Below are 26760 nucleotides of genomic sequence, written 5' to 3' on the forward strand. Positions count from 1 at the left end.
TGGGGTCGTTGGCACGTGAGCGCGGAGCGGTCTTCTACACTGCCGCATTAGGACGTGAGGGGGCAGCCCACCGACCTCAAAGGCACTTCAGCCCGCGCCGCTTCTTCTGTTTGGAAATACCTCGGGGGGTGTGGGGGGCTGGCCCCCCACTTGGACCTGCGGCGTGGGGGACTGTGGCATGAGCTTGTTGGAGATCGAGGGGCTGGATCTGAGCATTCACGGGACGGAAATCCTTCATTCCGTGTCGTTTTCCGTGGCGCCGGGGCAGATTGTCGGGGTGATCGGAGAGAGTGGCTCGGGCAAGTCGATGACGGCGTTTGCGGTGATGCAGCTGTTGCCGGATGGGGCGGAGTGTCGCGGGCAGGTCCGGCTGGGCGGGCACGATGTTCTGGCGATGGATGAGCGGGCGCTTTGCGGGATGCGCGGCAATGAGGTGGGGATGGTGTTTCAGGAGCCGATGACGGCTTTGAACCCGATCAAGCCGATTGGTGTGCAGGTGGCCGAGACGATCCTGATCCATGAAAAGGTGAGCCGAGCCGAGGCGATGGCCCGGGCGCGCGAGGCGTTGAACCGTTGCGAATTGCCGGAAGAGAAATTTCCGATGAGCCGCTATCCGCATGAGTTGAGCGGCGGGCAGCGCCAGCGTGTGGTGATGGCGATGGCGATTGCCTTGCGCCCGAAGCTGTTGATTGCGGACGAGCCGACCACCGCGTTGGATGTCACGACGCAGGCCGAGGTTTTGCGCCTTCTCAAGCGGCTGGTACGAGAAGACGGCATGGGCTGTATGTTGATCACCCATGACCTTGCCGTGGTGGCGGATATGGCGGATGAGATCGTCATTATGCGCCGGGGCGAGGTGGTGGAGGCCGGGGCCACGGCGGATGTGTTCACCGAGATGAAGCACCCCTATACCCGCGCGTTGTTCGAGGCATCGGGGCATCAGCCGGATCGGGTGGCGCAGGTTGAGGGCACGCCCTTGCTGGAGGTGCGGGATGTGGTGCGGGACTATGCCTTGCCGCGCACAAAGCTGTTCCAGCCGCAGGGGTATTTCCGCGCTGTGAAGGGCGTGAGCCTGACCATTGAGCGGGGTGAGAGCCTTGGGCTGGTCGGGGAATCGGGCTGCGGGAAATCGACCCTGACACGGGCCATTCTGGGGTTGGAAGAGGTTCAGAGCGGCGAGATCCGGCTGGATGGCGAGCCGGTGTTTAGCGGGCATGTGCCCAACCGCGACGTCAGGCGCAAAATGCAGGTGGTGTTTCAGGACCCCTATGGCAGTTTCAATCCGCGCTGGAAGGTGGCGCCCTTGGTTGCGGAGCCGTTTCATTTGCTGGACGCGCGGCCCGCAGATTGGCGCGAACAGGTGGCGCAGGTGTTGGAGGCCGTGGGGATCGGCGCGGACGCGATGGAGCGTTACATCCACGAGTTCAGCGGTGGGCAGCGGCAGCGGATCGCGATTGCGCGGGCGTTGATCCTGCGCCCTGAGTTGGTGGTTCTGGACGAGGCGGTGTCGGCGCTGGATGTGAGCATCCGGGCGCAGATATTGGATCTGTTGGCGTCCTTGCAGGAAGAGTTCGGCCTGTCATATCTGTTCATCAGTCATGATCTGAGCGTGGTGCGCAATGTGACCGACCGGGTGTTGGTGATGCAGTCCGGCGAGATCGTGGAAGAGGGCGAGACGGGGGCGGTGTTTGACAACCCGCAGCATGCCTATACCAAGCAGTTGATTGCGGCGGCGCCGGTGCTGCCCGATCTGGGAGCGGCGTAAGGACGGCCGGGGCCGGAATGAGAAATTTGCAAAGATGAAAGTTAAGGGGGGCGATATGGGCCTTGAAGATCTGTGGTTTGATCCGTCGAAGTGTTTGATTGACGGCGAGTGGGTGCCTGCCGAGGGAGGCGGGGTTTTGCCATTGATGAACCCGTCGACCGGCGAGCAGATTGGCGAGATTGCGCGGGCGCAGGCGGGGGATGTAGACGCCGCCGTGGGCGCGGCGCAAGCGGCTTACGATTCAGTTTGGTCGCGCACGCCAGCGGTGGAGCGGGGCCGGATTCTGGCGCGGCTGGGCCGGTTGGTTGAGGAGAAGGTCGACGCACTGGCGCGGATCGAGGCGCTGGACGTGGGCAAGCCGCTGAAGCAGGCGCGCGCCGATGCCGTGGCTCTGGCGCGATACATGGAGTTTTACGCAGGTGCCGCCGACAAGCTGATGGGGGATACGATCCCTTATCTGGACGGCTATACGGTTTATACGCTGCGCGAGCCGCACGGGGTGACGGCGCATATCGTGCCGTGGAATTACCCGATGCAGATTATCGGGCGGTCTGTCGGGGCGGCTTTGGCGGCGGGGAATGCCTGTGTTTTGAAGCCAGCCGAGGATGCCTGTTTGACGGCGCTGGCCTTTGCCGATCTGGCCAAGGCGGCGGGCCTACCGGATGGGGTGTTGAACGTGGTTCCGGGCCTTGGCGCAGAGAGCGGCGCGGCCTTGTCCGGGCACAGCGGCGTGCATCATGTGAGTTTTACCGGGTCGGTGGCCACGGGCGCGATGATTCAGGCGGCAGCAGCGAAGAATGTGGTGCCGGTGACGCTTGAGCTGGGTGGGAAGAGCCCGCAACTGGTGTTTGAAGATGCCGATCTAGACGCGGCGCTGCCGTTTTTGGTGAATGCGGGGGTGCAGAATGCCGGGCAGACCTGTTCGGCGTCGTCGCGCATTTTGGTGCAGCGTAAGATTTATGATGAGGTCGTGAGCCGGATGGGCGAACGCTATGGCGCGCTGCGCGTCGGGGCGGCGATGGATGATCTGGATGTGGGGCCGTTGATTTCGGCCAAGCAGAAGGGGATCGTTGACGGGTTCATCGGGCAGGGCAGTGATTTGGAGGTCGCCGGTCAGGGCCAGTTGGTGAATGCGCCGGAGGGGGGAATTTCGTCTCTCCGACGTTGTTTGCCGGGGTGAGTGCCGCGCATTCCCTTGCCAGGGACGAGATTTTCGGACCTGTTCAGGTGGCGATCCCGTTTGATGATGAAGAAGAGGCCGTGGCGATTGCCAACGGCACGGATTACGGGCTTGTCGCCAGCGTTTGGAGCCAGAATGGCGCGCGGCAGATGCGGTTGGCCAAGGCGATCCGGGCGGGGCAGGTTTTCCTGAATAACTATGGTGCGGGGGGCGGTGTTGAGCTGCCGTTTGGCGGCATCGGCAAGTCGGGGCACGGACGCGAGAAAGGGTTCGAGGCGCTTTACGGGTTTACCACGCTCAAAACCGTGGCGGCGTTTCACGGGTGAGGGACGACGCGGCAGACTTGCGGCTTGAGGGGGTCACGGCCTTGGCCCGTGAGGTGCGCGTTTTTCTTGAGCCGCATTGGCAGGCGTGGCACCGCAAGCGCGGATCGCCGCCCGGTAAGCGGACCCTGTCAGAGGGGACGTGCGGGCGGTCGTCGCGGTTTTTATACGAGGTGATGCGCGCGCAAGGGTTTCAAGCGGAGATGGCCTTTGGCTCTCCGATCGAGTGCGATTGCGGGTATCGGAGCGATGCGGGCTGGAAGGGGCATGCTTGGGTCGAGCTTGGCTGTCACGCCTGTATAATCGACGTGACGGCGGACCAGTTTGGCGATGCGCCGGTGGTGGTGGCGCCGTTGGATGACCCGCGATACCGGCGCGGGGCGGATGTGGCCGAGCCGCATTGGATTGCCGAGCGTCAGCGTGTGGCGGAAGAGTTGATGGACCTGTGGCGCGCGGCGCGCAGGGTGTAGAATTTGCCCCATATTTCCGGGGCGTATGGAGAGAGGGAAGAGACATGAGACTGAACGGAAAACGGGCGATCATTACCGGCGCGGCGAGCGGCTTTGGCGCAGGGATTGCGCGGAAATTCGTGGCCGAGGGCGCGCAGGTGATGATTGTCGATCTGAACCATGACGGGGCGATGGGCGTGGCAGAGGAGCTGGGTCAGGGATCGTTCGGGTCGGCGGCGAATGTGGCCGACAAGGCGGATGTTGCACGGGTCGTCAAAGAAGCGCGTGAGGTGATGGGCGGTGTCGATCTGTTGGTCAACAACGCCGGTGTGACGCATTTGCCAGCGCCGATGGAGGACATCAGCGAAGAGGATTTCGACCGGGTGTTCGCGGTGAACTGCAAGTCGATCTATCTGTTTGCGCGCGAGCTTGCGCCGATCATGAAAGAACAGGGCAGCGGCTCAATTTTGAACGTGTCGTCCACAGCGGGATTGAGCCCGCGGCCAAATTTGAGCTGGTACAACGCCTCGAAGGGGTGGGTGAATGTCGCGACCAAGACGATGGCCGTGGAGCTTGCCCCGAGCGGTGTGCGGGTGAATGCGATCAACCCGGTGGCGGGGGAAACGCCGCTTTTGTCGAGCTTTATGGGGCAAGACACGCCGGAAATGCGGGCGAAGTTTTTGGCGACCATCCCGTTGGGCCGGTTTTCCACGCCAGAGGACATGGCCAATGCGGCGTGTTTCCTGTGCAGCGATGAGGCGAGCATGATTACCGGCGTTTGCATGGAAGTTGACGGCGGGCGCTGTATCTGAGGCGCCCCCTCTCCGAGGGGCGGCGTGGGAGCGCTACGCCCGCCCTTGGGAGTGCAGTTAAGACGCGTGTGGCGGATGGTCCGAAGGTGGAGCAACGCCACGCGCGTGACCGGTGATCAAAGCATGCCCTCCCTGCGGGGAGGGCGGCGTGCCGGGTCATCAATCTGTGCGACGTTTGGCACGGGATGGCGTGTCGCGTCAGTTGGCATCTTGCCTCTCCCGTATGCTTAATATTTAGTCGGCCCCAGCCGGGGAGGGCCTAAAATATGCGCGCAGATTTGATCCTTTTGACCTTTGCCTATGTGCTGAGCCAGTTTTACCGCGCGTTTTTGGCGGTGCTGACCGAGGTGCTGGAAACCGATCTGGGGGCGAGTGCAGAGAGCCTCGCCACGGCGTCGGGGTTTTGGTTCCTGTCGTTTGCAGCGATGCAAATTCCGGTGGGGTGGTCATTGGACCGTTTGGGGCCGCGCGTGACGGCGTCGGTGTTGTTGCTGATCGGTGGCGGTGGCGGCGCGTTGGTGTTTGCCATGGCGACGAGCCCGGCGCATGTTTCGGCGGCGATGTTGTTGATCGGCGTGGGGTGCTCGCCGGTATTGATGGCATCCTACTATATCTTTGCGAGGGTCTATTCGCCGGCGGTGTTTGCCACGTTGGCGGCGGTGATCCTTGGGGTTGGGTCCGTCGGGAACCTTGTCAGTGCCTTGCCCACCACATTGGCGGTAGAGGCGTTTGGCTGGCGCGCGGTGCTGTGGGGAATGGCGGTGATCAGCGCGGCCACGGCGTTTGGGTTGTTCGTGATGGTGCGCGACCCGGAGCGGGTGGTGAGCGATGAGAAGGGGTCGGTTTTTGATCTGTTGAAGATGCCGGCCTTGTGGCTGATCTTTCCTTTGATGTTTTTCCAATACGCCCCGGCGGCGGGGTTGCGGGGTCTTTGGATTGGTCCGTATTTCACCGATGTGTTTGGCGCGGGGGCCGGGCCGGTGGGCAGTATCACGTTGATCATGGGCGCAGCGATGATTGCGGGGACGTTCATTTATGGCCCGCTCGACCGGATGTTGGGCACCCGCAAATGGGTGATTTTCGGTGGCAATCTGGTGGCGTTTCTGGCGATTGCCGCATTGGCCGTGTTGCCGCATGACATGATGTGGCGGGCGGTTGCCCTGTGTGCGGCGGTTGGCTTTTTCGGCGCGTCCTTTCCGGTGTTGATGGCACATGGGCGGAGTTTTTATCCGCCGCATCTGGTTGGTCGGGGTGTGACGCTGATGAACCTGTTCGCGATTGGCGGGGTTGGGGTGATGCAGGTTCTGACGGGCAAGATTTATGCGGCCGCCGAAGGGGCGGGGCGCGGGCCTGAGTATTCCTATCAGGTGTTGTTCGGGTTCTTTGCCGTCACGGTTCTGGTGGGGCTGGTGGTTTACCTGTTCTGCGAAGATCGCACTGGCTAGCTGCTTGGCCGAAGTCGCTCCGGAGGGCGTGCGCCCCCCGGAGCGGTTGGTTCACCCCTTTAGCAAAGGGCGTGCGACGATCAGGGTGAGGCCAAGCACCAGCAGTTCCGCCAGCGGTCCGGCAAGCCAGATGCCCCATTCACCGATCATCAGCGGCAACAGCGCAATCAGCGGCAGGCCGAAGGCATAGGTGCGTGACAGGCCCAGAAGCCCGGCGCGTTGCGCGTCGCCGATCGCCTGATAATAGGTGGCGATCATCATCAGCGGCCCAAACAGCACCATGGTCAGCGTGTTGAGCGGCAGAATGCGGGCCAGCTCGGTCTGGATCGTGCCATCGGCAACGAAGAGTCCACCGAGGTGTGGCGCCAGAAGTAGGAACCCCGCCTGAACCGCGGCGCAATAGATCAGAGCGATCACGGCTGCGGTTTTCAGAGCAGAGCGGCTGCGCGCCACATCGCCGGAGCCAAAGCTGTTGCCGGTGATGGTTTGCAGCGCCATGGACAGGCCGAGCAGCGGCAGGAACGTGAAGGTCATCAGCCGTGTCAGGATGCCGAAAGCGCCGCTTGTTGCCGCGTAGGTGTCAGCGGCCCAGACCTGTAGCATGGTCAGGGTGAGACCGGCGGAAAGCGAGAGGCCGACATAGCCAAGGCTATTGGGTGCGCCGAGCGACAGGATCGCAGGCCAGCCCGTGAGAGAGACCCGCAGGCGCAGCGGCTGATCGGCGCGTTGCCGCAGGGCGAACACCACGAGCAGCGCCACGCCTTGCGCCATCGCCGTGCCATAGGCCGAGCCGACCACGCCGTAGCCAAGGCGCACCACCATCAGCCAGTCAAACACGATGTTGAGCAGGGCCGAGAGCAGCATGACGCCGGTCATCGCCGACAGCCGCCCACGCGCGCGCAGCACATCGACGTTGAGCGCGAGCAGGAATGTCAGCGGCGAGAACAGCACGACCACGCGAATATAGCTGTGCCCGAGATCGGCCAGCGTGCCCGGCCCACCCGCCAGAAGGCGCGAGAGGGCTGGACCAATGAGCCAGTCACCCGCCATGAGCACAAGGCAAGTCACAGCCGCAAGGCCAAGCGCAGAGGTGAAGGCCGCCGCCGCATCATGCGGGTTTTCGGCCCCGATATGACGGGCATAGACCGAGGAAAAACCGCTGCTGACCAGTGTCGAAAGCGCGACGATCAGCATGTAGAACGGAAACATCAGCGTGACCGCGACAAGCGCATCAGCGCCGACGAATGTGCCAAGGAAGTAGGCATCGACCACGGTGAACAGCCCGTTGACCAGCATGATCAGCACGATCGGCAGGGCGGTTTTGGCAAACAGCGGGAGCAGCGCTCCGCGCAGGTAGATATTGTCGCCCGCAGGGGACGGAGAGAGATCGGACATCTGGAACCTTCTTTTCATGTTCAGATGCGGAGATGGGTTGGGGCTCGCGTTGCCAACGGACCGCAATGAAAAGGAACGGTTCGTCAAGATATCGAACTTCACCATGGCACGTGCCTGCGAGCGGCGGGGGTTCGACGCCCCATGGCGCCTGATAGGCAGAGCGGACCCGCTTGGCAAGAGGCTGTAGGCCGGGTGATACATTCGCGCCGCAATGGGGCGATCACACGAATGGTGATGGTTTGGCCCCTTTCGCTGGGCCCGTGCCTGCGTTAGAAGGCACCGTTCGCCAGAGAAGGAGTCCCTTGCGATGGGCTATAATGTCGTTGTTGTCGGTGCCACGGGTAACGTGGGCCGTGAAATGCTTAACATCCTAGCGGAGCGTCAGTTCCCGGTGGATAAGGTTGCTGTTGTGGCTTCGCGCCGGAGCCTCGGGACCGAGGTGAGCTTTGGCGACAAGACATTGACGACCGAGGATCTGGATACGTTCGATTTCACCGGCTGGGACATGGCGTTGTTTGCCGTGGGGTCGGAGGCGACGAAGATTTACGCGCCGAAAGCGGCGAAGGTTGGCTGTGTGGTGATCGATAACTCGTCGCTGTACCGTTATGACCCGGATGTGCCGTTGATCGTGCCGGAAGTGAACCCGCAGGCGGTGCATGGCTATGCCAAGAAGAACATCATCGCCAACCCGAATTGTTCGACCGCGCAGATGGTTGTCGCGCTTAAGCCGTTGCATGATCGTGCCAAGATCAAGCGCGTGGTGGTGAGCACCTATCAGTCGGTGTCGGGCGCCGGGAAAGAGGGCATTGACGAGCTTTGGGATCAAACCAAGTCGATGTACAACCCGACCGATGACAAGCCCGCCAAGAAGTTCACCAAGCAGATCGCGTTCAACGTGATCCCGCATATCGACGTGTTCATGGACAGCGGCGAGACCAAAGAAGAGTGGAAAATGGTGGCCGAGACCAAGAAGATCGTCGATCCGGCGATCAAGGTTACGGCGACCTGCGTGCGGGTGCCGGTTTTTGTCGGCCATTCCGAGGCGATCAACCTTGAGTTTGAAGACTCGCTTGATGAGGACGAAGCGCGCGATATTCTGCGCGAGGCGCCCGGCGTGATGGTGATCGATAAGCGCGAGGACGGTGGATACGTCACGCCGGTGGAATGTGTTGGCGATTTCGCCACCTTCATCAGCCGCATCCGTCAGGACAGCACGATCGACAACGGGCTGAACCTGTGGTGCGTCAGCGACAACCTGCGCAAAGGGGCGGCGCTGAACGCCGTTCAAATCGCCGAATTGCTGGGCCGTGAGGTTCTGAAAAAAGGCTGAGGCCGGTAAGAACGATGACGGGAGGCAGGGGTCGGTGACGGCCTCTGCCTTTTGCGTTTTGGACGGATCAGTTGAGTTTTTGAGTGATCGCGGCCTACACTCTCCTTATCTATTTAAGTTTTGGAGAGTATTATGAAACGCATTCTGACACTTTTAGCCGTTGTTGTTGGCCTTGGCGGGCCAGCGAAAGCCGACCACTATTACGCCACCGCGGACCCGCAGGTGCTTCAGGCGATCAACCAGATCATGACCACGCTTGGGCAGGGCTGCAATATGGGCAATGCGCAGTCGTGCAATGCGATCCCGTTGTTGCAGCAGCAGGCGCATATGATGCTGAGCGCCGGGTATGATTGCCGGATGCAGGGCAACCCGAATGCCTGTGCTTTTTATCAACAGAACATTTGGCAACTGCGCGAAGCACAGCAGCAGGTTCAAATGGCGGCGCAGCAGGGTCGGTTGATGCAGCAGACCGGCAATGCGGCCCCTGGAATGGGGCTGACCCATGCGCAGCGGATGCAGCAAATCCACAATTTTGGTGCACAGAACACCGCCAATTTTAACCAACGCATGCAGACGATGGACCAGAACCACAAGAAGTTCATCGAGATGATCCGCCAGTAAGGCGCGGGCCGGACAATGTGCCGCCCGTGACGGGAGTGATCCGGCGCTGACCAATGCGCCCCGCCCCGCCCCGCCATTATGCGGAGCGGCGATTTCGGCGGGTTTATCGGCTGCTGTGATTAGGGCTGTTGCGGGCGCATGTCGGCCGGGTCGATGCCAGCGACCACATTGGGTTTGGTCATCGCATCGCGGCGGAACGGCTCGCCGAGTTCCTGATTGATCAGGGCTTCGATAAGCGTGGTTTTCCCGGCTTTTTGATCCTTGATCGCCTGATCGAGCGCGCTGGTCAGTTCCTCCATCGTGCGCACGACGACGCCTTGCAGACCGCAGGCCGTGGCGATGCCAGCGTAGGAGACTTGGTTGTCCAGCTCGGTTCCGACGAAGTTGTCGTCATACCAGAGGGTCGAGTTGCGCTTTTCCGCGCCCCATTGGTAGTTGCGGAACACGATCTGGGTGATGGCGGGCCATTCGGGGCGGCCAATGGCGGTAAGCTCGGTCACGGCGATGCCGAACGCGCCGTCACCCGAAAAGCCGACAACGGGCGTATCGGGGCAAGCTATTTTCGCACCGATCACCGAAGGCAGGCCATAGCCACAAGGCCCGAACAGGCCGGGCGCGAGGTATTTGCGCCCTTCTTCAAAGGACGGGTAGGCATTGCCGATGGCGCAGTTGTTGCCGATGTCAGACGAGATGATCGCCTCTTTCGGGAGGGCGGATTGAATGGCGCGCCACGCCATGCGCGGGCTCATCCAGTCGGGTTTGTCGCTGCGGGCGCGTTGGTTCCACGTGGTGCCGGGATCGTCGTCTTCGTGGTCCATGCTGGCGAGTTGCTGTGCCCATGTGGATTTGGTTTTGGCAATCAGCGCCTTGCGGTCGTCGCGCCCCGTGTCACCGGCGCTATCGCTGAGGTTCTCAAGGATCGAGGTGGCGACCTTTTTGGCGTCGCCGACAATGCCGACGCTGACTTTTTTGGTCAGCCCGATGCGGTCGGGGTTGATGTCGACCTGAATGATTTTGGCGTCCTTGGGCCAGTAATCCATGCCATAGCCCGGCAGGGTGGAAAACGGATTGAGCCGTGTGCCGAGCGCCAGCACAACGTCGGCTTGGGCGATAAGCTCCATCCCCGCCTTGGAGCCGTTATAGCCCAGTGGCCCGGCAAAAAGCGGGTGCGAGCCGGGGAAGGCATCATTGTGCTGATAGCCAACGCAGACCGGCGCATCGAGCCGTTCGGCCAGCGCCATAGAGGCCGGGATCGCGCCGCCGAGCACCACGCCCGCGCCGTTGAGGATAACCGGGAACTTGGCGGTGCTGAGCAGGTCGGCGGCCTGAGCAAGGGCGTCTTCGCCGCCGCCGGGGCGTTCGAATGCGACCATATCAGGCAGGTCGATATCAATCACCTTGGTCCAGAAATCGCGCGGCATGTTGATCTGCGCCGGGGCGCTGGCGCGTTTGGCGTTGAGGATCACGCGGTTGAGCACTTCGGCAACGCGCGAGGGGTCGCGGACCTCTTCCTGATAGGCGACGCAATCGGCGAAGAGGCGCATTTGCTCCATCTCCTGAAAGCCGCCTTGGCCGATGGTTTTATTGGCGGCCTGCGGGGTCACCAAGAGGAGCGGCGTGTGGTTCCAATAGGCGGTTTTCACGGCGGTGACGAAGTTGGTGATGCCGGGGCCGTTTTGCGCGATCATCATCGACATTTTGCCGGAGGCGCGGGTGAAGCCATCGGCCATCATACCGCCCGAGCCTTCGTGTGCGCAGTCCCAAAAGGTGATGCCAGCGCGCGGGAAATTATCGGAGATCGGCATGAAGGCCGAGCCGATGATCCCGAACGCGTGTTCGATGCCATGCATTTGCAGGGTTTTCACAAAGGCTTCTTCGGTGGTCATTTTCATGGATGATGTCCCTTTTGGGCGGTCAACAGGCGCGAGTCGCAAGACGCGCGTGGGTTGCTTGAACTTACGGGTGCGGTGAAACGCGGGTTAGGGCCAGTTGGTGCGCCGGATTAGGGCCAGATTGCGCATGGGTCATGCACGGGCGTTTTCGATGGCGGAAGCGATGAGCGCGATGCCCGCGGGAATGAGTTTCGCCGCGATAGAGGAATAGCCAAGGCGGTAGTGGCTGTTGCCTTGGGTTGGGGAGGTGAAGAAGGGTTGCCCCGGTTCGATGAGCACGCCTTGGTCACGCAATTCGAGGCTGAGCGCGGTGATGTCGATGTGGTCGGGCGCGCGCATCCAGAAGGACGAGCCGCCAAAGGCACCGCGCCCGGCAACGGTAAGGTTGTGCTCCTGAATGGCCGCGCTCATCACTTCGCGGCGGTGGCGCAGGCGGTCGCCCATGCGGCGGATCAGGCTGTCGTAGTGGCCAAGCGACAGGAAATAGGCCGCGGTGCGCTGGGTATGGCCGGGCACATGGCGCAGGACCGAGGCACGCAGGGCGCGGACCTCGCGAATAAAGGGGGCGGAGCCGACAAGGTAGCCAAGGCGCAGCCCCGGAAACAGCGATTTCGAGAACGAGCCGACATAGATCACCCGCCCGTCCCGGTCGAGCGATTTGAGCGCGGGGGAGGGCGGCGACAGGAAGGACATTTCGAATTCGTAGTCGTCCTCGACGATCAGGGCATCAAGGTCGCGGGCGCGTTCCAAAAGGGCGTGCCGCCGGGCGAGGGGCATGGTTGCCGTGGTCGGGCATTGGTGGCTGGGCGTGGTGAAGATGACATCGGTTCCATCGGGCAGGGCATCGGGCGGCAGGCCGTCGGCATCAACCGCGAGGGGCGTCACATGGCAACGCGATTGCTCCAGAATATCGCGCAGGGCCGGGTAGCAGGGGTCTTCGATGGCGGCTGTGCGGCGCTGGGTCAGGAGCGACCTGCGCGGCGAGCCAAAGGGCATTTTGGGCCCCCATGGTGACGAGGATTTCTTCGGCTCCGGCCATGATCCCGCGCCGGGGCAGGATGTTGCGGGCGATGAAGGAGACAAGCTCGGGGTCGTCCTGATCGTAGTAGTCCGAGGTGAGGGAGGCGAAGTCTTTTTGCCCCAATGCCTGCAAGGCGCATTGCCGCCAGTTGGCGTGGTCAAACAGGCGCGGATCGGTTTGGCCATAGACAAACGGATAGCGATAGGAGCGCCAGTTGAGCGGCTTGGTGGGGGTCGAGCCACCGGAAAACCGCTGGCCGATGAGGCGGGGCCAATCGACGGCGTCCTGTCGCGGGGATTGCGGCGGAAAGGCGGGCGGTTCGGGTGCTGTTTCCGAGACGAAATAGCCAGAGCGGCCCCGCGCGGTGAGATAGTCAGACGCAACCAGTTCGGTATAGGCGAGCGTCACGGTGATGCGTGACACGCCAAGGTGCTGGGCCAGTTTGCGCGAAGAGGGCAGTTTTTCGCCCCGCATGAAGCGGCCCGAGAGGATACCTTCGGCCACCATGGATTGAATGCGCGCCTGCAAGGTGCCTTGCGCGTCCGGGTCGAGGAAGAAAGTGTCTACTGAAATCGCCATGGGGGGCAGCCTAAACTGGACTTAAGCCGTGCGCAAATTGGATGTATGCTATCCCGCCATGCAATGCCGGTTTCAGGGCGTGTTTGCGAAGCCAAGAAGGGGATCGTCGCAGACCTCTTGGATCGTTGGCTTGGGGGCTGATTTCCGCATGTAGCGGTAGTATTCAACCAGATCATTCAGGCCGTTGCCGTAGCCCCCTAGCGCGGCATCATAGGCGGCGCGATTTTGGTTGAACATCGCCTTGCCGGGCTTTTCCCATAGGGGTTCGACAAAGGGTTCACCGGGGTCGGGGAACAGCCCTGCGGCAAACACGGGGAGGCGCATGGTGAGCGATATGCGCTTTGCGCGCGCTTTGTCGGCATCGCTCGGCTTGCCAAGGATGGGGTTGAGCGCGTGCGTTTTTTGTTCGAGCTTTAATTGCTGGACGAAGCCCGTGAGCACATTGAGCCTGCGCTGTTCATCGGCGTTGGGTGACGGGTTGAGGAAAAGCGGGGCGATGGCGCGGACCTCGCAAGCGGCCAGTCGGGCGATTGACAGGCTGTGGGTTATTGGAAGCGATTGGGCGGCGGCGATTGCGGTGTCATCGGCGCGGTAGAAATCAAGCTTGAGCGCTCCGGTGTTGAGCTGAAAACCGGTTGGCGTGCTGTGCAGGGTGGCGTTGTTCAGCAGGGCGAGCATCGGGGTGGTATAGAGCGCATGGGCGGGTTTGCCGGTGTATTTTTCGGCGCTAGGCTCGATCGGGGCGTCGGTGTCGATTTCGACATTGCTAAGCGTGAGCGTGTCACCGGTGAGCGCCAGTTGAGCCGTGGCCGCGCGCGCGTCGTAGATACAGTTTTCCCCACGCTCGCAGGCTTGGAAATTGAGCGGCAAGGGGTAAGAAAAGCGAAGCACAAGGGTGTCCCCTTGGATGCTGAGAACCGTGTAGCGCGCCAGAATGCTATCGGGCCAAACATAGGTGCCAAGCAGGAATTGACCCTGTGGCAGCGGGTCGGCGCGCAAGGCAGCGGCAAAAAGGCCGAAGGTCGCGAGGATTGCAAATGCGAGGTGGCGAAACATTGGTGCGGCGCTTTCTTTGCTGAGGTGTATCGGTGCCAGAAGGCAGAAATCCTGCCGAAAAGGCAAGCCGGACGCCGGGTGCGAGCGCCGCAGAACCGGTGAAACAGCAACGGGCCACGCGCATGGCGTGGCCCGTCGAGGGTGTGTCAAAACATGCGCCCCGGATGCGGGGCGACGTCGATTGTGCGTCAGCCGAACACTTTGGTCAGCGCCTTGTCGACCGTTTCGGTGATCTGGTCGATGTCATCGGCGGTTGAGATCAGCGCGGGCGAGAAACAGAGCGTGTTGTTAAAGCCCGGCACGGAGCGGTTGGTCGCGCCGATGATGACGCCTTGGGCACCGCATTCACCGACGACTTGCGCGACCTCTTTTTCGCTGACCGGGTCTTTGGTGGTGCGGTCGGAAACGAGCTCGGCGCCGAGGAACAGACCCTTGCCACGCACATCGCCGATGACTTTGTGTTTTTCCATCAGGGCGCGGAGGTTGCTCTTCATCCGGTCGCCCATGAGGGTGGTGTTTTCGAGCAGGTTCTCATCTTCGATGATGCGCATGTTTTCGAGCGCCGCCGCCGGGCCAGCGGTGCACCCGCCGAAGGTGGAGATGTCACGGAAGAAGTTGAGCGGATCGGTGTCGTCATCCTTGAACAGGTCAAACACCCGTTCGGTGGTCACGCAGCAGGCGATGGCGGCATAGCCGGAGGCGACGCCCTTGGCCATGGTGACGAAATCGGGTTCGACGCCGTAATGCTGATAGCCGAACCATTCGGTGCCGGTGCGCCCGACGCCGCAGACGACTTCGTCGATATGCAGGAGCACGTCGTATTTGCGGCAGATTTCCTGAACACGGGGCCAGTAGCCTTCGGGGGCTTCGATCACGCCGCCGCCCGCCGTGACGGGTTCGAGGCAGAGCGCGCCGACCGTGTCTGCACCTTCGCGCAGGATCACTTCTTCGATCTGGTTGGCGGCCCATTCACCGTAGCTTTCCGAGGTGGCGTCCCAGCCTTGTTGGGCGCGGTATTCCATGCAGTGCGGCACGCGGACGAAATCCGGCGCGAAGGGGCCGTATTGGGCGTTGCGCTCGTCCTGACCGCCGGCTGACATGGTGCCGATGGTTCCGCCGTGGTAGTCACGCTCGCGGTAGAGGATTTTGCGCTTTTTGCCGCCGTAGCGTTTGTGCGCGATCTGGCGGACCATTTTGAAGGCTTTCTCGTTGGCCTCGGACCCGGAGTTGGTGTGGTAGACACGGGTCATGCCTGGCATTTTCGAGATCAGCTTTTCCGAGAACAAAGCGCCGGGGACGGAGCCGGCGGAGCCAGCGAAATAGTTCAGTTTGATGAGTTGGTCGCGCACCGCGTTGGCAATGCTTTCGCGGCCATAGCCGACATTGACGGTCCAGACGCCGCCCGACACCGCATCAAGAAATTCTTTGCCGTTCTGATCCCAGACGCGCATCCCTTTGCCTTCGATGATGATGCGCGGTTCGCCGGTTTCAAACGGCTTGTGTTGGGTCAGGTGGTGCCAGACGTGAGCGCGGTCTGCGTCAACGACGTGGCTGATGTCATTTTCTGTGAGGTGTCCGTCCATTGTGACTCTCCCGAGGGCGCCGAGGCAGAATCGGCCAATGCGACGCGCGGTTTCAAAATTTCAGCACCATTTGAAGCCTGAAAACGTGTCATGTCGATAGTGCCAGAGCGAATTGCGTATATGTCCAGAGTGCGATTGGTGACGCAACAGGCAGCGGGTCGCGTGCGGGTCATATTTTGCGCAGCTTGGTGCACGGGGGGCTGGTGTTTTGGCGGCGGCTGTTGAAGGAATGGGGGAAAGGAGCAAGCCATGCGAGATCAAGACCGCGCCGTATTGGAAGAGATGTTCAACGCAGCCGTTGCTGCGGCGGAACCGGGCGCGGCGATGGCAAAGCTTTTGCCCGAGCGGCCCAAGGGGCGGGTGATCGTTATCGGCGCGGGCAAGGGATCGGCGCAGATGGCGGCGGCGTTGGAGGCGCTGTGGCAGGGGCCATTGGAGGGTGTGGTTGTCACGCGCTATGGCTTTGGCGCCGAGTGCCGCAAGATCAGGATTTTGGAAGCCTCCCATCCGGTGCCGGATGCCGCCGGAGAAGCGGCGAGTGCGGCGTTGTTGCAAGCGGTTGACGGGCTGAGTGCGGATGATTTGGTGATCGCGCTGGTCTCGGGCGGGGGGTCGGCGTTGTTGGCGGCTCCGGTGGCGGGGCTGACGCTGGCGGATGAAATCGCGATGAACGAGGCGTTGTTGGCGAGCGGCGCGCCGATTGGGGCGATGAACGCCATTCGCAAAATGGTGAGCCGGGTGAAGGGCGGACGATTGGCGGCGGCGGCGGCCCCGGCGCGGGTGGTGAGTTTTGTCGTGTCGGACGTGCCGGGGGATGATCCGGCGCAGGTGGCCAGCGGACCGACGGTTCCGGGCGCATCGGGGCGCGACGAGGCGTTGGCCGCGATCCGAGATTACGGCATTCAATTGCCGGACGCGGTGGAAAAAGCGGTGCAGAACGCCGAGGCATCACCAAGCCCGGATGACGCGGTTTTTGACGTCAATGAGGTGCATGTGATTGCGAGTGCGTCAAAATCTTTGGAAGCGGCGGCAGAGGTGGCGCTTGCGGCGGGCTACACGCCCCGGATCCTGTCGGATGCGATAGAGGGCGAGGCGCGGGACGTGGCCCGGATGCATGCGGCCATCGCACGGGAAATCCGGCAAAAGGGGCGGCCATTCAGCGCGCCGGTCGCGTTGCTGTCGGGGGGCGAGACCACCGTGACCTTGCGCGGGAAAGGCGGACGGGGCGGGCGCAATAGCGAGTTCCTTTTGTCATTGGCGCTTGGGCTGGAGGGGTTGGACGGGATTGCCGCGATGGCCGCTGACACCGACGGGATTGACGGGAGCGAAGACAATGCCGGGGCGTTTGCGGACGGGAAAACAGCGCAACGGATGCGCGCGGCCGGGGTGGACCCTGCGGAGGCATTGGCGCGCAACGACGCTTGGGGCGCGTTTGACGCGGTCGCAGATTTATTCGCGCCGGGGCCGACGGGCACCAATGTAAATGACCTTCGGGTGATCCTGATCCGGTAGCCCAGTGATCCGAGGTGCCCGCGCGACGCCACAATTGCAGGTGTGGGGCCGCCGATAGTCATGGATCGTTAAGAAATTTCACGAAGAAATGTCCAAATTCCGCCGTTTTGGCGACATGCTTTTCTGGTCTCACGCGGGGTGACGAATGTTGTCATGACCCGAGCAGGGGCGCGCATTTGTCTGTTAATGAGAAACCAAAATTGACCGTGTAACACGGGCGAGTAAGGAAGCAGGCATGGCGTACACGCTGGATTGGTCCGGGGCGAGTGCAAACGGGTCGTATACCCTTGCGGATGGGGCGAATACGGTTGGTGTGACGCTGAGCACAACGACCAACGGAGCCGGGCAGACCGCGACCGTGGCGACAACCGGCAGCCCTTCGGAAACGGCGCTTTGGGTGTCTGGGTTGACCGATCCGGTGACCACGCAGATGGATTTTGCGGAGCCGGTTGAGAACCTGTCGTTTGAGATTTTCGACATCGACCAAGCTGCCGGAAGCTGGGATGACCGGCTGATCATTATTGCAACGGATGCTGCGGGCAACGAAGTCGCGGTCAATTTCAGCGATCTGGACGGGTTGCACACCGCCAGCGGCAATCAGCTTGATGCTGATGGCAATGCCAGCACCGGGGTAGAGACAAGCGGCGCGGCGGATAGCGTAACGGTGTCGATTCCGGGGCCGATTTCATCGTTGAGGTTCATTTTCGACAATGGCGAGAGCGCCACGAACAGCGGTTTGTTCGGCGTTTCGGACATCACGTTTGACGCGGCGGAGCTGGATTACATCGTTGAGGGCACCTCTGGGGCGGATACGATTGATGACAGCTTTTTGGGCGATCCTGAAGGCGACAAGATCGACAATAGCGACGCTGCCGATCTGAGCAATAATGACGTTGTGCAGGCCGGTGGTGGCAATGATTCTGTGCTCAGCGGGTTGGGTGACGACAGTGTGGAGGCCGGGACAGGCAACGATACGGTGCGCGGCGGGGTTGGTGATGACACGATCCTTGGCGGCGCGGGTGACGACAGCCTTTATGGCAACGAAGACAACGACAGCATCGAAGGCGGCGACGGGTCGGATTCGATTTACGGCGAGACGGGCGATGATTATGTCAGCGGCGGTGCCGGTGATGACACGGTTGAGGGCAACGAGGGGAGCGACACGCTTTATGGCGGCGCGGGTGACGATTGGTTGCGCGGCAGCTATGGCGATGATGCGCTATACGGCGGCACCGGGGCCGATTACCTTTGGGGCGGGTTCGGGGATGACACCTTCCACATCGAAAACGATTTCGGCAATGACACGATCGAAGGCGAGAATATTGCGCAGGTTGAGGGGGATACGCTTGACCTGAGTGCGGTGACCGATGATCTGACCGTTGATCTCACCCATGGGAGCCCCGAGATCGGGACGTTCAGCGATGGGGTCTCGACTGCGCAGTTCGGTGAGATTGAGACCATCATTTTGGGCTCTGGCACGGATACTCTGGTTCTTGGGAACGGGTCGGGTGCGGATGTGGTGAGCGGGTTTGCCGCGCCAACACTCAACGGCGATGGCACCTATTCCGGGCAAGATCAGCTTGACGTGAGCACGGTCATGGATTGGGACAGAAACCCCGTGGACACCGATGATGTCACGGTGAGCGACACCAATGGCGACGGCACAGGCGATGCGGTTCTGACCTTCCCCAATGGCGAGAGCCTGACCCTTGTCGGGGTTTCGACGAGCGAGGTGAGCAGTCCTGAGCAGCTTGCCGCGATGGGTGTTCCGCTTGCGACGAGTGACGGGATTGTCAGCGGGACCGTCGGGAGCGACACGATTGATGTCGATTATGCGGGCGACCCGGATGGTGACAGCATTGATGCGGGCGACGCGCATTTGCCCGGTGAAGCGGCAAACGACGATATAATCTATGCCGGATTTGGCGATGACAGCGTGTTTGCCGGGCTGGGCGATGACGAGTTGTTCGGCGAGAGCGGCAATGATCATCTGTTCGGCGAGAGCGGTCAGGATGCATTGTTTGGTGGCGCGGGAGACGATGTGCTGGATGGTGGCACCGGCTCGGACACCGTCGAGGGCGGTGACGGCGCGGATGTGATCACGCTTGCCGAAGGGGATTCGGTGAGCGGTGGCGACGGCGACGATCTTTTCCTTGTCAGTGACCTTGGCGAAGCGGGGGCCGCGAATGCGACGGTTGTCGGTGGCGAGGGTGACGAAGCGCTGGGGGATACGCTCGATTTTCAGGGGCAGACGCATTGGGATGATGTGACCCTGACCAATAGCGACCCCGGTGTTGGCGGCGGTATGAGCGGCAATGCGGTGTTGGCTGACGGCTCGGTTGTTAGCTTTTCCGAGATTGAGACGCTGATTATTTGTTTCACCGAAGGCACGCGGATTGCGACGGCGCAGGGGTTGCGCGCCGTGCAGGATTTGCAGATTGGCGATCTTGTCGTGACGCGGGATCACGGGCTTCAGCCGGTGCGATGGGTCGGGCAAAGGAGCGTGGCAGCGGTTGGCAGCCTTGCGCCGGTGCGGTTTGATGCCGGGGCCTTGGGGAACCAGCGGCCGTTGCTGGTTTCGCCGCAGCACCGGATGTTGATACGCGGTGGCGAGGTGAACATGTTGTTCGGGGCTGGCGAAGTTTTGGCCAGCGCCAAGCATCTGATCAATGGCGGGTCAATCCGCGAGGTGCCGGGCGGCACGGTGACCTATGTTCACCTGTTGTTTGACGGGCATGAGATCATCTATGCCGAGGGCACCCCATCGGAGAGCTTTTATCCCGGTGACACCGGGTTGGGCGCGGTGGATGAAGCGGCGCGAGAAGAGTTGTTCACCTTGTTCCCCGAGTTGCGCGATGCGGCGGGGCCCTATGGTGATACGGCGCGGATGTGTCTGCGCAGACATGAAGCGCAGTTGATGCGCCTGTAAGCGTTGGCGCAGCGCCGCCGGGAAAGGCGGCGCCGTGCCGGAGTGCTTTAGGCGTTACCGTCGGCTTGCGCCGGTGTTTTGGAAACCGCCCCGATGGTGAGCAGAACGGCACCGATGACATAGCCATAGACGCCAAAGCTCAGCACTTCGGAGAGAACGTCGACCACGTCGCCGAAATCATTCATGCTGGGCAGGGGCAGGCCAGCTCTGCTGGCGTCATTTGTCACGCGGATGATTGAAAACGCGATGAGGCCGAGGGGCAGCAGGCCGGCGATGATGGCCAGCCCCTTGCCGCAGCCTTTGGTAAAGGCCAGCGCTGCGACCACGGCGGCAAGGATGAAAGAGGCGAGGAACAACCAGACGCCAATTGGCGCGTCGCCCATGCTTTTAGGGTTTTTCGCGGCTTCGCTGAAAATCTTGAAGGGAGAAATCTCTCCTCCGAAGGGGATGCTGAGCCAGGGAATGAAAAAGGTAATTGCAACAATGGTGGCGAAAATGCCGATGGTTTTCTGAGAGCCCATAAATACTGTCCTTGCTGAAAGTTTCAGCCTGCTTAACGCAAGTGGAATCAGGGATACAAACGGTTTTTGGGACGCGCCGATGCCGCAGGCGCGTGGGTCAGACCTGTTTGCGGGCGCGCAGCGCGGCGGAAATTGTGCCGTCGTCGAGATAGTCGAGCTCTCCGCCGATGGGCACGCCTTGGGCCAGCGAGGTGACCCGAACCGAGCCTTCGAGTTGGTCGGCAATGTAATGCGCCGTGGTCTGACCATCGACCGTGGCGTTCAGCGCGAGGATCACTTCGCTGATGTTTTCGGCGGTGATCCGGTCGATCAGCTTGGGGATGCGCAGCTCTTGCGGGCCGACGGCGTCGAGGGCGGAGAGGGTGCCACCGAGCACATGGTAGCGGCCTTTGAAGACGCCCGACCGCTCCATCGCCCAGAGGTCGGCCACGTCTTCGACAATGCAGAGTTCGCCGGTGGCGCGTTTTTCCGAAGCGCAGATGTCGCAGATGTCAGAGGTGCCGACATTGCCGCAGTTGAGGCATTCACGCGCGGTGACGGCGACCGATTGCATGAGATCGGCCAAAGGATGCAGCAAAAGCGCGCGTTTGCGGATCAGATGCAGCACGGCACGCCGGGCCGAACGGGGGCCGAGACCGGGCAATTTGGCCATCAGTTCGATCAGGTTGTCGATGTCGCGGGTGCTGCTCATTGCCGGGCCTTGCGCGGTGTGGAGGGGGGTGAGGGGCCAGCCCCTCCGATGCAAAATCAAGAATTTTGCATCTCCTCCCCGGGATATTTGGGGCCAAATGAAGGGGCTTAGAAAGGGAGTTTCATATCGGCGGGCAGGCCGAGTTCCTCGGTGATCTTGCTCATTTCGGATTGGGCGCGGTCGGAGGCTTTGCTCTGGGCGTCCTTGATCGCGGCGAGGATCAGGTCTTCGACGACTTCTTTTTCGTCGGGGTTGAAGATCGAGGGGTCGATGTCGAGCGATTTCAGCTCGCCTTTGGCGGAGCAGGTGGCCTTGACGAGGCCGGCGCCGGATTCTCCGGTGACCATCATGGAGTGCATCTCTTCTTGCAGGTTCTCCATCTTGGTTTTCATTTCGCCGGCGGTTTTCATCATTTTGGCCATGTCGCCCATGGCACCCAGTCCTTTGAACATGGGGTCTCCTTTCGGGATTTATGTTGTCTTCTAGATACGTGTGGCGGGGCGGTCGCGCAACCAGAGCAGGGCGAGAACAATGATGGAAACTGCGGCAATGATGACACAGGCGGCGATGGGCAGGGTTTGCGGGCCAACGCAGCCTTCGGTGATGGCGGTGCGGGTGAGGTCGTCGGGGTGGGCGGCGGAAATATAGAGGGCGACACCGATCAGGGTGGAAAACAGCGCGGTGATGGCGAAGTAGCGTTTTTGTGCCGTCAGGACGGCGAGGGTGAAAGCGCCGAGGATGCCGAGGCCGGGCAGAGAGGTGAAAAGGAACACCAATTCGTCAAGGCCGGTAGCGGGACCATAGTCGGCCAGCCAATCGGGGCGTTGTTTGGCGCAGACATCGGCGAGGGCGGTGGTGGGGAAAAGCGCGATGAGGGTGGCGGCGACGTGTTTCATACGACGCGGACCGAGGCGAGGCCGTCAACATCGGTGGCGGAGCAGCAGATGGATTTGAGGGTGCGCGGTTCGTCGTAGTTCCATGGGCGGCCCCGGTGCAGGCAGGCGCGTTCGTCCCAGAGCAGGACATCGCCGACCTGCCAGTGATGGGTATAGACCGCGGCGGGCGCGGTGCAATGGGCGATGGCGGCGTCGATGATGCGCTGCCCCTCGGCGAGGCCCATGCCTTCGATGGCGAAGGCGTGGGAGGCGATGAAGAGCGACTCGTCTCCGGTGACGGGATTGGGCCAGATCGCGCGCCAAGGGCGGTCGGGCCATTTGTTCATCTCGGGCAGGGCGGCGAGGTCGGGCGAGATGCGGGCGCGGGAATGCGACAGGCGGTGCCAGATGATCGAGTCTTTGAGGGCGGCTTTGAGGTCGTCGGGCATGGTAGCCCAGCCGCTGCGGGTGCTGGCGAGTTCGGTTTCGCCGCCGCCGGAGGGTGGTAACACCCGCGCGGTCAGGATGTTGATCAGTGCGGGCGTGGGCAGGAAGGTGCTGTCGGTATGCCAGAGCATATTGGCCTGCAGGTTGAGGGTATGCAGGTCCGTCGCCGCAGAGACGCCGGTGGCGGTTTCATTCGAAACCTCGGGGATTTCAAAGGCGACGTCGCGCCCGGCGGCCATGGCATCGCGGTTTTCGAGCGGGCCGAACAGCTGGGCGAGGCGGAGGTGGGTCGCGTCGTCCATCTGCTGTGCGGGAAAGAGCAGGGCCGAGTGGGTTTCAAAGGCGCGGCGGATGTCGGGGAACAGGTGATTTGTGGTCACGTCGCGCAGGTCGACATCGTGGACGGTCAGGCCGAAATCGGGGTGGAGTGGGGTGGTGTGCATTGCTGGTGGTATCCCCGGAGTGAAATGGCATGCGCTTGGTCGGCTGCGGCTTGGGTCGTTTTTATTCTTCCTCGAACGGGCCCCATTCGTCTTCGACTTCTTGCAGGGCATCGGTTTGCGCCTCGGCTGCGAGATCGGCGGCGGAGCGGATGGTTTTGATTTCGGCCTTGGGGAAGGCGGCAAAGACGGCCTTGACCAAAGGGTGGTCGTGGGCTTCGGATTTGAGGGCGTTTTCCTCGGCTTTGCGGGTTTCCTCGATCGAGGGTGCGCCGCCTTCGGAGACCACGGAGACGGCCCAACGGTTGCCGGACCAGCGTTGCAGGGCAGAGCCGAGGCGCTGGGCAAGATCGGCGGGCGCGGTCGGGGACGGCTCGAAAGTGATGCGACCGGGTTGGTAGCTGACGAGGCGGAGGTCGGCTTCGACATCCATCAGCAGCTTGCCATCGCGGTTGGCGCGGATCAGGTCGACGACATGGTGAAAGGTCGGGAAGCGGGCGAGCGCCTGATCCGGGTCTTGGGCCAGCGCAGCCGAGGGGCCGCCGCCAGACGGTGCGGGGCGCGATGCCGCAGAGGACACAGCATGCGCCCCGGCGGACATGGTGTGGCCACCGCTTGGCGCAGGCGCGCCGCCGCCCGGAGGCGGGGGTGGCGGGGTTTCGTCTTTGAGCCGGCGAACCAGTTCTTCGGGCGTGGGAAGGTCGGCAACATGGGTCAGGCGGATCACGGCCATTTCGGCGGCCATCATGGTGTTGGGCGCTTGGGCGACCTCGTCCAGCGCCTTGAGCAGCATTTGCCACATGCGCGACAGGATGCGCATCGGCAAAGCTTCGGCCATTTGCTGACCGCGGGCGCGTTCGTCGGGCGACACGGTGGGGTCATCGGCGGCATCGGGGCTGATTTTCACCACCGAGACCCAATGGGTGATTTCGGCCAGATCGCGCAGCACCGCCATAGGATCGGCGCCATCGGCATATTGGGCCGAAAGTTCGGACAGGGCCGCCGCCGCATCGCCGCGCAGGATCATGTCAAAGAGATCAAGCACGCGGCCACGATCGGCAAGGCCAAGCATGGCGCGGACCTGTTCGGCGGTGGTTTCACCGGCCCCATGCGAGATCGCCTGATCGAGCAGGGACGTCGCGTCACGCGCGGAGCCTTCGGCGGCGCGGGTGATGAGGGCGAGCGCGTCTTCGGCGATTTGGGTGTTTTCGGCAGCGGCGATGCGGGTGAGCATGCCGATCATGTCTTCGGGTTCGATGCGGCGCAGATCAAAGCGTTGGCAGCGCGACAGGACCGTCACCGGCACCTTGCGGATTTCGGTGGTGGCAAAGATGAATTTCACATGGGCTGGCGGTTCTTCCAACGTCTTCAACAGGGCGTTGAAGGCGTGGTTGGAGAGCATGTGAACTTCGTCGATGATGAAGACTTTGTAGCGCGCGGCAGAGGGCGCATAGGCCACCGTGTCGATGATCGCGTCGCGGATGTTATCGACGCCGGTATTGGAGGCGGCGTCCATTTCGATCACGTCGACATGGCGGCCTTCCATGATCGAGACGCAATGCTCGCAGACCCCGCAGGGATCGGTTGTGGGGCCGCCGTTGCCATCGGGGCCGATACAGTTCATCCCCTTGGCGATAATACGGGCGGTGGTGGTTTTACCTGTGCCGCGAATGCCGGTCATGATGAAGGCTTGGGCGATGCGATCCGCCTGAAACGCGTTTTTCAGGGTGCGGACCATTGCCTCCTGCCCGACGAGATCGGCGAAGGTCTCGGGCCGGTATTTCCGGGCCAGCACCTGATAGGTTTTTTCGGGCGTGTCGGTCATGTGCGCCTTTGTCGGATTTGGTTTCAGGGTCGGATTCGGGGTTTGGCCGTGTTCGCCCGCCAACCTATTCCGAGGAAGGCGGCGCGTCTACTGGATTGGGGTGCGTCGTCAGATTAGCCACAGGATGACGCCGACACCGATCGCACCAAGGATGAGCATGATTGTGATGGTATTGAAATCGCGGGTCGAGCGGGCCTCGGCGTCATGTTCGGTCAGGCGCGTGTAGGTCGCGCAGGCCTTGGTTCGGGCCGACCAGAAAACGGCGATTGCGACGAGAAGAAACAGGGTCGCGACCGTTTTGGCGAGCCAAGTGGGGTCGGTTTCGCCAAACACGGCCTGCAGACCGATGGCGACGCCGATGGCGCCCATGCCCGCGCCAGCCCAGCTTGCAAATGTGCGTTCATTCGCCATGATTGTGCGGTCTTCGGACCATTCGGTTCTGACTTCTGATTTTTCGTCAGAGTCCATTTGCGAGGTATCAGCCATATGGCTGAGCGTAGACGCGGACACCTGTGCGGTCTAGCGGAAGGTTGGCTTTGGCTTCATGTTGCTTGGCAAGTCGAGGCAGAATCGGTCACTGTGGGTTGAGTGACCGGGTTAAAAAGGGAAAGCCAATGCGATTGCGAGGAGTGCGCCGGAGCCGGAATGTGGAAGACCGGCGGCGGGTTAAAGGCAAGACTGGTGCGCAGCTTGGCGGTGTCGGGTTGTTGATCGTTTTGGCCATCGGGTATTTCGCGGGCATTGATGTGACGCCGCTTTTGGACGGTCAGGCGGCGGGCGGGCAGAAAACCGAGCCGCGGGCTCTGTCGGCTGAAGAGGAGCGGGCGGCGGAATTTTCGTCAAAGGTATTGGCGACGACCGAGGAGGTGTGGGGCGAGATTTTCCCGCGCGTTTTTGATCGCGACTACACGCCGCCCATTTTGGTTCTTTATAGTGGGGTGACCCAGAGCCGATGTGGCGGCGCGAGCGGCGCGACGGGTCCGTTTTATTGTCCGGCGGACAAGAAGGCGTATCTGGACACTGAATTCTTTGCGACGATGTCAGAGAAGCTGGGCGCGAAGGGTGATTTTGCCGCCGCCTATGTGATTGCCCATGAGGTGGCGCATCACGTGCAAAACGAGCTGGGTATTCTGCCCAAGGTGAATGCGGCGCGTCAGCAAGCCAGCCAGATCGAGGCGAATGCGTTGACTGTAAAGCTGGAATTGCAGGCCGATTGTCTGAGCGGTGTGTGGGCACGGGCCGTTGGTGGGATGCTGGAACCGGGCGACATTGATGAAGCGCTACATGCGGCGCGCCAGATTGGCGATGACACATTGCAACGCCGCGCCGGACGCGTGCCGCAGCCGCATACATTTACCCATGGCACCAGCGCGCAGCGTCAAAAATGGTTTGCGACCGGGTATGAAACCGGCGATCCGAACGCCTGTGACACTTTTAATGCGCGAAATTTATAAGAGGTAAACTTGGGGCGTTTGAGTATTTCCATTCAATTTCTTAAGCAGTCACGACGCGGGGCCAAGGTATGTCGGGCCTTGTGATCTATGCCCTGCCGGTGGGGGGTGGCACGCTTGCGATTGCATCGCTTCCGGGGCGGAGCGGGGATTATCGCGGCGATCTGGATGTGTTCAGCGAGTGGAAGCCCGGCATCGTTGTGACAATGACAACAGAGGCGGAGATGGTCGAGGTCGGTGGCATCAACCTTGGGTCGGACATTCAGGCAATGGCGAGCCGTTGGTGGCATCTTCCGGTGGCGGATTTCGGAACGCCGAGTGCGGAGATAGATGCGATCTGGCCAGAGGTGAGTGACAACGTGCGGCGTGCGCTCAACGGTGGAGGGCGGGTGATCGTGCATTGCCGTGGCGGTTGTGGGCGGTCGGGCATGGTTGCGTTGCGGCTGATGGTGGAGAGCGGCGAGGACCGCTTTGAGGCGCTGAACCGGTTGCGAGCGTTGAGAGATTGCGCAGTTGAGACCAAAGCGCAGTTGCAATGGGCATTCGCGGCTGTGCCTCAGAACGAGGCGGAGAGCGACGAGACGCCCAAATAGCGGGCGAAACCGGCCGATTACGCCG

Annotated in this window: 21 protein-coding genes and 2 pseudogenes; 11 read left to right on the plus strand and 12 right to left on the minus strand. The window is 61.9% G+C overall.

The genetic code is table 11. The features are described 5' to 3' along the window. Nucleotides 1–178 precede the first annotated feature (178 nt). The 5 genes and pseudogenes from N4R57_21855 to N4R57_21875 all read left to right on the plus strand — a co-directional run bounded on the left by N4R57_21855 (nt 179) and on the right by N4R57_21875 (nt 5974). The gene (locus N4R57_21855) at nt 179–1765 is read left to right on the plus strand and encodes a dipeptide ABC transporter ATP-binding protein (GenBank protein ID UYV37533.1); all 1587 of its coding nucleotides are present in this window, start codon (nt 179–181) and stop codon (nt 1763–1765) included. A 55-nt stretch (nt 1766–1820) separates the two neighbouring features. Continuing rightward, nucleotides 1821–3271 (plus strand): annotated as a pseudogene (locus tag N4R57_21860) (aldehyde dehydrogenase family protein). Nucleotides 3272–3576: 305 nt separating this feature from the next. Further along, complete coding sequence (locus tag N4R57_21865) at nt 3577–3738, plus strand: hypothetical protein (protein UYV37534.1); 162 nt, start codon at nt 3577–3579, stop codon at nt 3736–3738. A 44-nt stretch (nt 3739–3782) separates the two neighbouring features. Next, the gene (locus tag N4R57_21870; GenBank protein UYV37535.1) at nt 3783–4529 is read left to right on the plus strand and encodes an SDR family oxidoreductase; all 747 of its coding nucleotides are present in this window, start codon (nt 3783–3785) and stop codon (nt 4527–4529) included. A gap of 266 nt (nt 4530–4795) precedes the next feature. Continuing rightward, nucleotides 4796–5974, plus strand: a complete 1179-nt coding sequence (locus N4R57_21875) for an MFS transporter (GenBank protein UYV37536.1) — start codon at nt 4796–4798, stop codon at nt 5972–5974. Nucleotides 5975–6025: 51 nt separating this feature from the next. Here N4R57_21875 and N4R57_21880 read toward each other — a convergent pair whose 3' ends face one another. Then, nucleotides 6026–7369: an MATE family efflux transporter gene (locus N4R57_21880; protein ID UYV37537.1), complete on the minus strand. Its 1344-nt coding sequence runs from the start codon at nt 7367–7369 to the stop codon at nt 6026–6028. 307 nt (nt 7370–7676) lie between these two features. Here N4R57_21880 and N4R57_21885 point away from each other — a divergent pair, with 307 nt between their 5' ends. Both N4R57_21885 and N4R57_21890 read left to right on the plus strand, forming a co-directional pair. Then, nucleotides 7677–8699 carry an aspartate-semialdehyde dehydrogenase gene (locus N4R57_21885; protein ID UYV37538.1) on the plus strand — a complete coding sequence of 341 codons (1023 nt, stop codon included), beginning with the start codon at nt 7677–7679 and terminating at the stop codon, nt 8697–8699. A 132-nt stretch (nt 8700–8831) separates the two neighbouring features. After that, nucleotides 8832–9320, plus strand: coding sequence for a hypothetical protein (locus tag N4R57_21890; protein ID UYV37539.1), 489 nt, complete (start codon nt 8832–8834; stop codon nt 9318–9320). A 119-nt stretch (nt 9321–9439) separates the two neighbouring features. Here the strand turns inward: N4R57_21890 and xsc are convergent, their stop codons facing one another. The 4 genes and pseudogenes from xsc to N4R57_21910 all read right to left on the minus strand — a co-directional run bounded on the left by xsc (nt 9440) and on the right by N4R57_21910 (nt 15451). Then, complete coding sequence (gene xsc / locus N4R57_21895) at nt 9440–11212, minus strand: sulfoacetaldehyde acetyltransferase (protein UYV37540.1); 1773 nt, start codon at nt 11210–11212, stop codon at nt 9440–9442. A 132-nt stretch (nt 11213–11344) separates the two neighbouring features. Then, nucleotides 11345–12812, minus strand: a pseudogene (locus tag N4R57_21900) (PLP-dependent aminotransferase family protein). 72 nt (nt 12813–12884) lie between these two features. Then, the gene (locus tag N4R57_21905; GenBank protein UYV37541.1) at nt 12885–13868 is read right to left on the minus strand and encodes a hypothetical protein; all 984 of its coding nucleotides are present in this window, start codon (nt 13866–13868) and stop codon (nt 12885–12887) included. Nucleotides 13869–14056: 188 nt separating this feature from the next. Continuing rightward, nucleotides 14057–15451 carry an aminotransferase class III-fold pyridoxal phosphate-dependent enzyme gene (locus N4R57_21910; GenBank protein ID UYV37542.1) on the minus strand — a complete coding sequence of 465 codons (1395 nt, stop codon included), beginning with the start codon at nt 15449–15451 and terminating at the stop codon, nt 14057–14059. A 249-nt stretch (nt 15452–15700) separates the two neighbouring features. Here N4R57_21910 and N4R57_21915 point away from each other — a divergent pair, with 249 nt between their 5' ends. Continuing rightward, complete coding sequence (locus N4R57_21915) at nt 15701–16963, plus strand: glycerate kinase (protein UYV37543.1); 1263 nt, start codon at nt 15701–15703, stop codon at nt 16961–16963. A gap of 235 nt (nt 16964–17198) precedes the next feature. Then, entirely contained in the window at nt 17199–19892 is a 2694-nt protein-coding gene (locus tag N4R57_21920; GenBank protein UYV37544.1) for a Hint domain-containing protein, read from the plus strand. Between the two features lie 47 nt (nt 19893–19939). Here the strand turns inward: N4R57_21920 and N4R57_21925 are convergent, their stop codons facing one another. The 7 genes from N4R57_21925 to N4R57_21955 form a co-directional block, all read right to left on the minus strand. Further along, nucleotides 19940–20413 (minus strand): hypothetical protein, encoded by a 474-nt coding sequence (locus N4R57_21925; protein UYV37545.1) that lies wholly within the window; start codon nt 20411–20413, stop codon nt 19940–19942. Between the two features lie 97 nt (nt 20414–20510). Next, nucleotides 20511–21104: a recombination mediator RecR gene (gene recR, locus N4R57_21930; GenBank protein ID UYV37546.1), complete on the minus strand. Its 594-nt coding sequence runs from the start codon at nt 21102–21104 to the stop codon at nt 20511–20513. Nucleotides 21105–21211: 107 nt separating this feature from the next. Continuing rightward, nucleotides 21212–21556, minus strand: coding sequence for a YbaB/EbfC family nucleoid-associated protein (locus N4R57_21935; GenBank protein UYV37547.1), 345 nt, complete (start codon nt 21554–21556; stop codon nt 21212–21214). Nucleotides 21557–21586: 30 nt separating this feature from the next. After that, nucleotides 21587–22000 (minus strand): hypothetical protein, encoded by a 414-nt coding sequence (locus N4R57_21940; GenBank protein UYV37548.1) that lies wholly within the window; start codon nt 21998–22000, stop codon nt 21587–21589. Continuing rightward, on the minus strand, nt 21997–22869 hold the full coding sequence (locus N4R57_21945) for a TauD/TfdA family dioxygenase (GenBank protein UYV37549.1): 873 nt from the start codon (nt 22867–22869) through the stop codon (nt 21997–21999). The genes N4R57_21940 and N4R57_21945 overlap by 4 nt, the downstream gene beginning before the upstream one ends. 61 nt (nt 22870–22930) lie before the next feature. Beyond that, on the minus strand, nt 22931–24718 hold the full coding sequence (locus N4R57_21950) for a DNA polymerase III subunit gamma/tau (protein UYV39648.1): 1788 nt from the start codon (nt 24716–24718) through the stop codon (nt 22931–22933). An 81-nt stretch (nt 24719–24799) separates the two neighbouring features. Continuing rightward, nucleotides 24800–25201, minus strand: coding sequence for a DUF202 domain-containing protein (locus N4R57_21955; GenBank protein UYV37550.1), 402 nt, complete (start codon nt 25199–25201; stop codon nt 24800–24802). Between the two features lie 104 nt (nt 25202–25305). On the opposite strand from N4R57_21955, the gene N4R57_21960 reads away from it, so the two are divergent. Further along, on the plus strand, nt 25306–26145 hold the full coding sequence (locus N4R57_21960) for a neutral zinc metallopeptidase (GenBank protein UYV37551.1): 840 nt from the start codon (nt 25306–25308) through the stop codon (nt 26143–26145). A 68-nt stretch (nt 26146–26213) separates the two neighbouring features. Next, nucleotides 26214–26735, plus strand: coding sequence for a protein phosphatase (locus N4R57_21965; protein UYV37552.1), 522 nt, complete (start codon nt 26214–26216; stop codon nt 26733–26735). The last annotated feature ends 25 nt before the right edge of the window (nt 26736–26760 follow it).

It is taken from the genome of Rhodobacteraceae bacterium D3-12, assembly GCA_025916135.1.
GTDB lineage: Bacteria > Pseudomonadota > Alphaproteobacteria > Rhodobacterales > Rhodobacteraceae > JAKGBX01.

Excerpts from the sequence above, each read along its gene's own strand:
- N4R57_21855 (UYV37533.1), top strand. The coding sequence starts at position 179 with ATGAGCTTGTTGGAGATCGAGGGGCTGGATCTGAGCATTCACGGGACG.
- N4R57_21870 (UYV37535.1), top strand. The coding sequence starts at position 3,783 with ATGAGACTGAACGGAAAACGGGCGATCATTACCGGCGCGGCGAGCGGC.
- N4R57_21875 (UYV37536.1), top strand. The coding sequence starts at position 4,796 with ATGCGCGCAGATTTGATCCTTTTGACCTTTGCCTATGTGCTGAGCCAG.
- N4R57_21880 (UYV37537.1), bottom strand. The coding sequence starts at position 7,369 with ATGTCCGATCTCTCTCCGTCCCCTGCGGGCGACAATATCTACCTGCGC.
- N4R57_21885 (UYV37538.1), top strand. The coding sequence starts at position 7,677 with ATGGGCTATAATGTCGTTGTTGTCGGTGCCACGGGTAACGTGGGCCGT.
- N4R57_21890 (UYV37539.1), top strand. The coding sequence starts at position 8,832 with ATGAAACGCATTCTGACACTTTTAGCCGTTGTTGTTGGCCTTGGCGGG.
- xsc (UYV37540.1), bottom strand. The coding sequence starts at position 11,212 with ATGAAAATGACCACCGAAGAAGCCTTTGTGAAAACCCTGCAAATGCAT.
- N4R57_21905 (UYV37541.1), bottom strand. The coding sequence starts at position 13,868 with ATGTTTCGCCACCTCGCATTTGCAATCCTCGCGACCTTCGGCCTTTTT.
- N4R57_21910 (UYV37542.1), bottom strand. The coding sequence starts at position 15,451 with ATGGACGGACACCTCACAGAAAATGACATCAGCCACGTCGTTGACGCA.
- N4R57_21915 (UYV37543.1), top strand. The coding sequence starts at position 15,701 with ATGCGAGATCAAGACCGCGCCGTATTGGAAGAGATGTTCAACGCAGCC.
- N4R57_21920 (UYV37544.1), top strand. The coding sequence starts at position 17,199 with ATGGCGTACACGCTGGATTGGTCCGGGGCGAGTGCAAACGGGTCGTAT.
- N4R57_21925 (UYV37545.1), bottom strand. The coding sequence starts at position 20,413 with ATGGGCTCTCAGAAAACCATCGGCATTTTCGCCACCATTGTTGCAATT.
- recR (UYV37546.1), bottom strand. The coding sequence starts at position 21,104 with ATGAGCAGCACCCGCGACATCGACAACCTGATCGAACTGATGGCCAAA.
- N4R57_21935 (UYV37547.1), bottom strand. The coding sequence starts at position 21,556 with ATGTTCAAAGGACTGGGTGCCATGGGCGACATGGCCAAAATGATGAAA.
- N4R57_21940 (UYV37548.1), bottom strand. The coding sequence starts at position 22,000 with ATGAAACACGTCGCCGCCACCCTCATCGCGCTTTTCCCCACCACCGCC.
- N4R57_21945 (UYV37549.1), bottom strand. The coding sequence starts at position 22,869 with ATGCACACCACCCCACTCCACCCCGATTTCGGCCTGACCGTCCACGAT.
- N4R57_21960 (UYV37551.1), top strand. The coding sequence starts at position 25,306 with ATGCGATTGCGAGGAGTGCGCCGGAGCCGGAATGTGGAAGACCGGCGG.
- N4R57_21965 (UYV37552.1), top strand. The coding sequence starts at position 26,214 with ATGTCGGGCCTTGTGATCTATGCCCTGCCGGTGGGGGGTGGCACGCTT.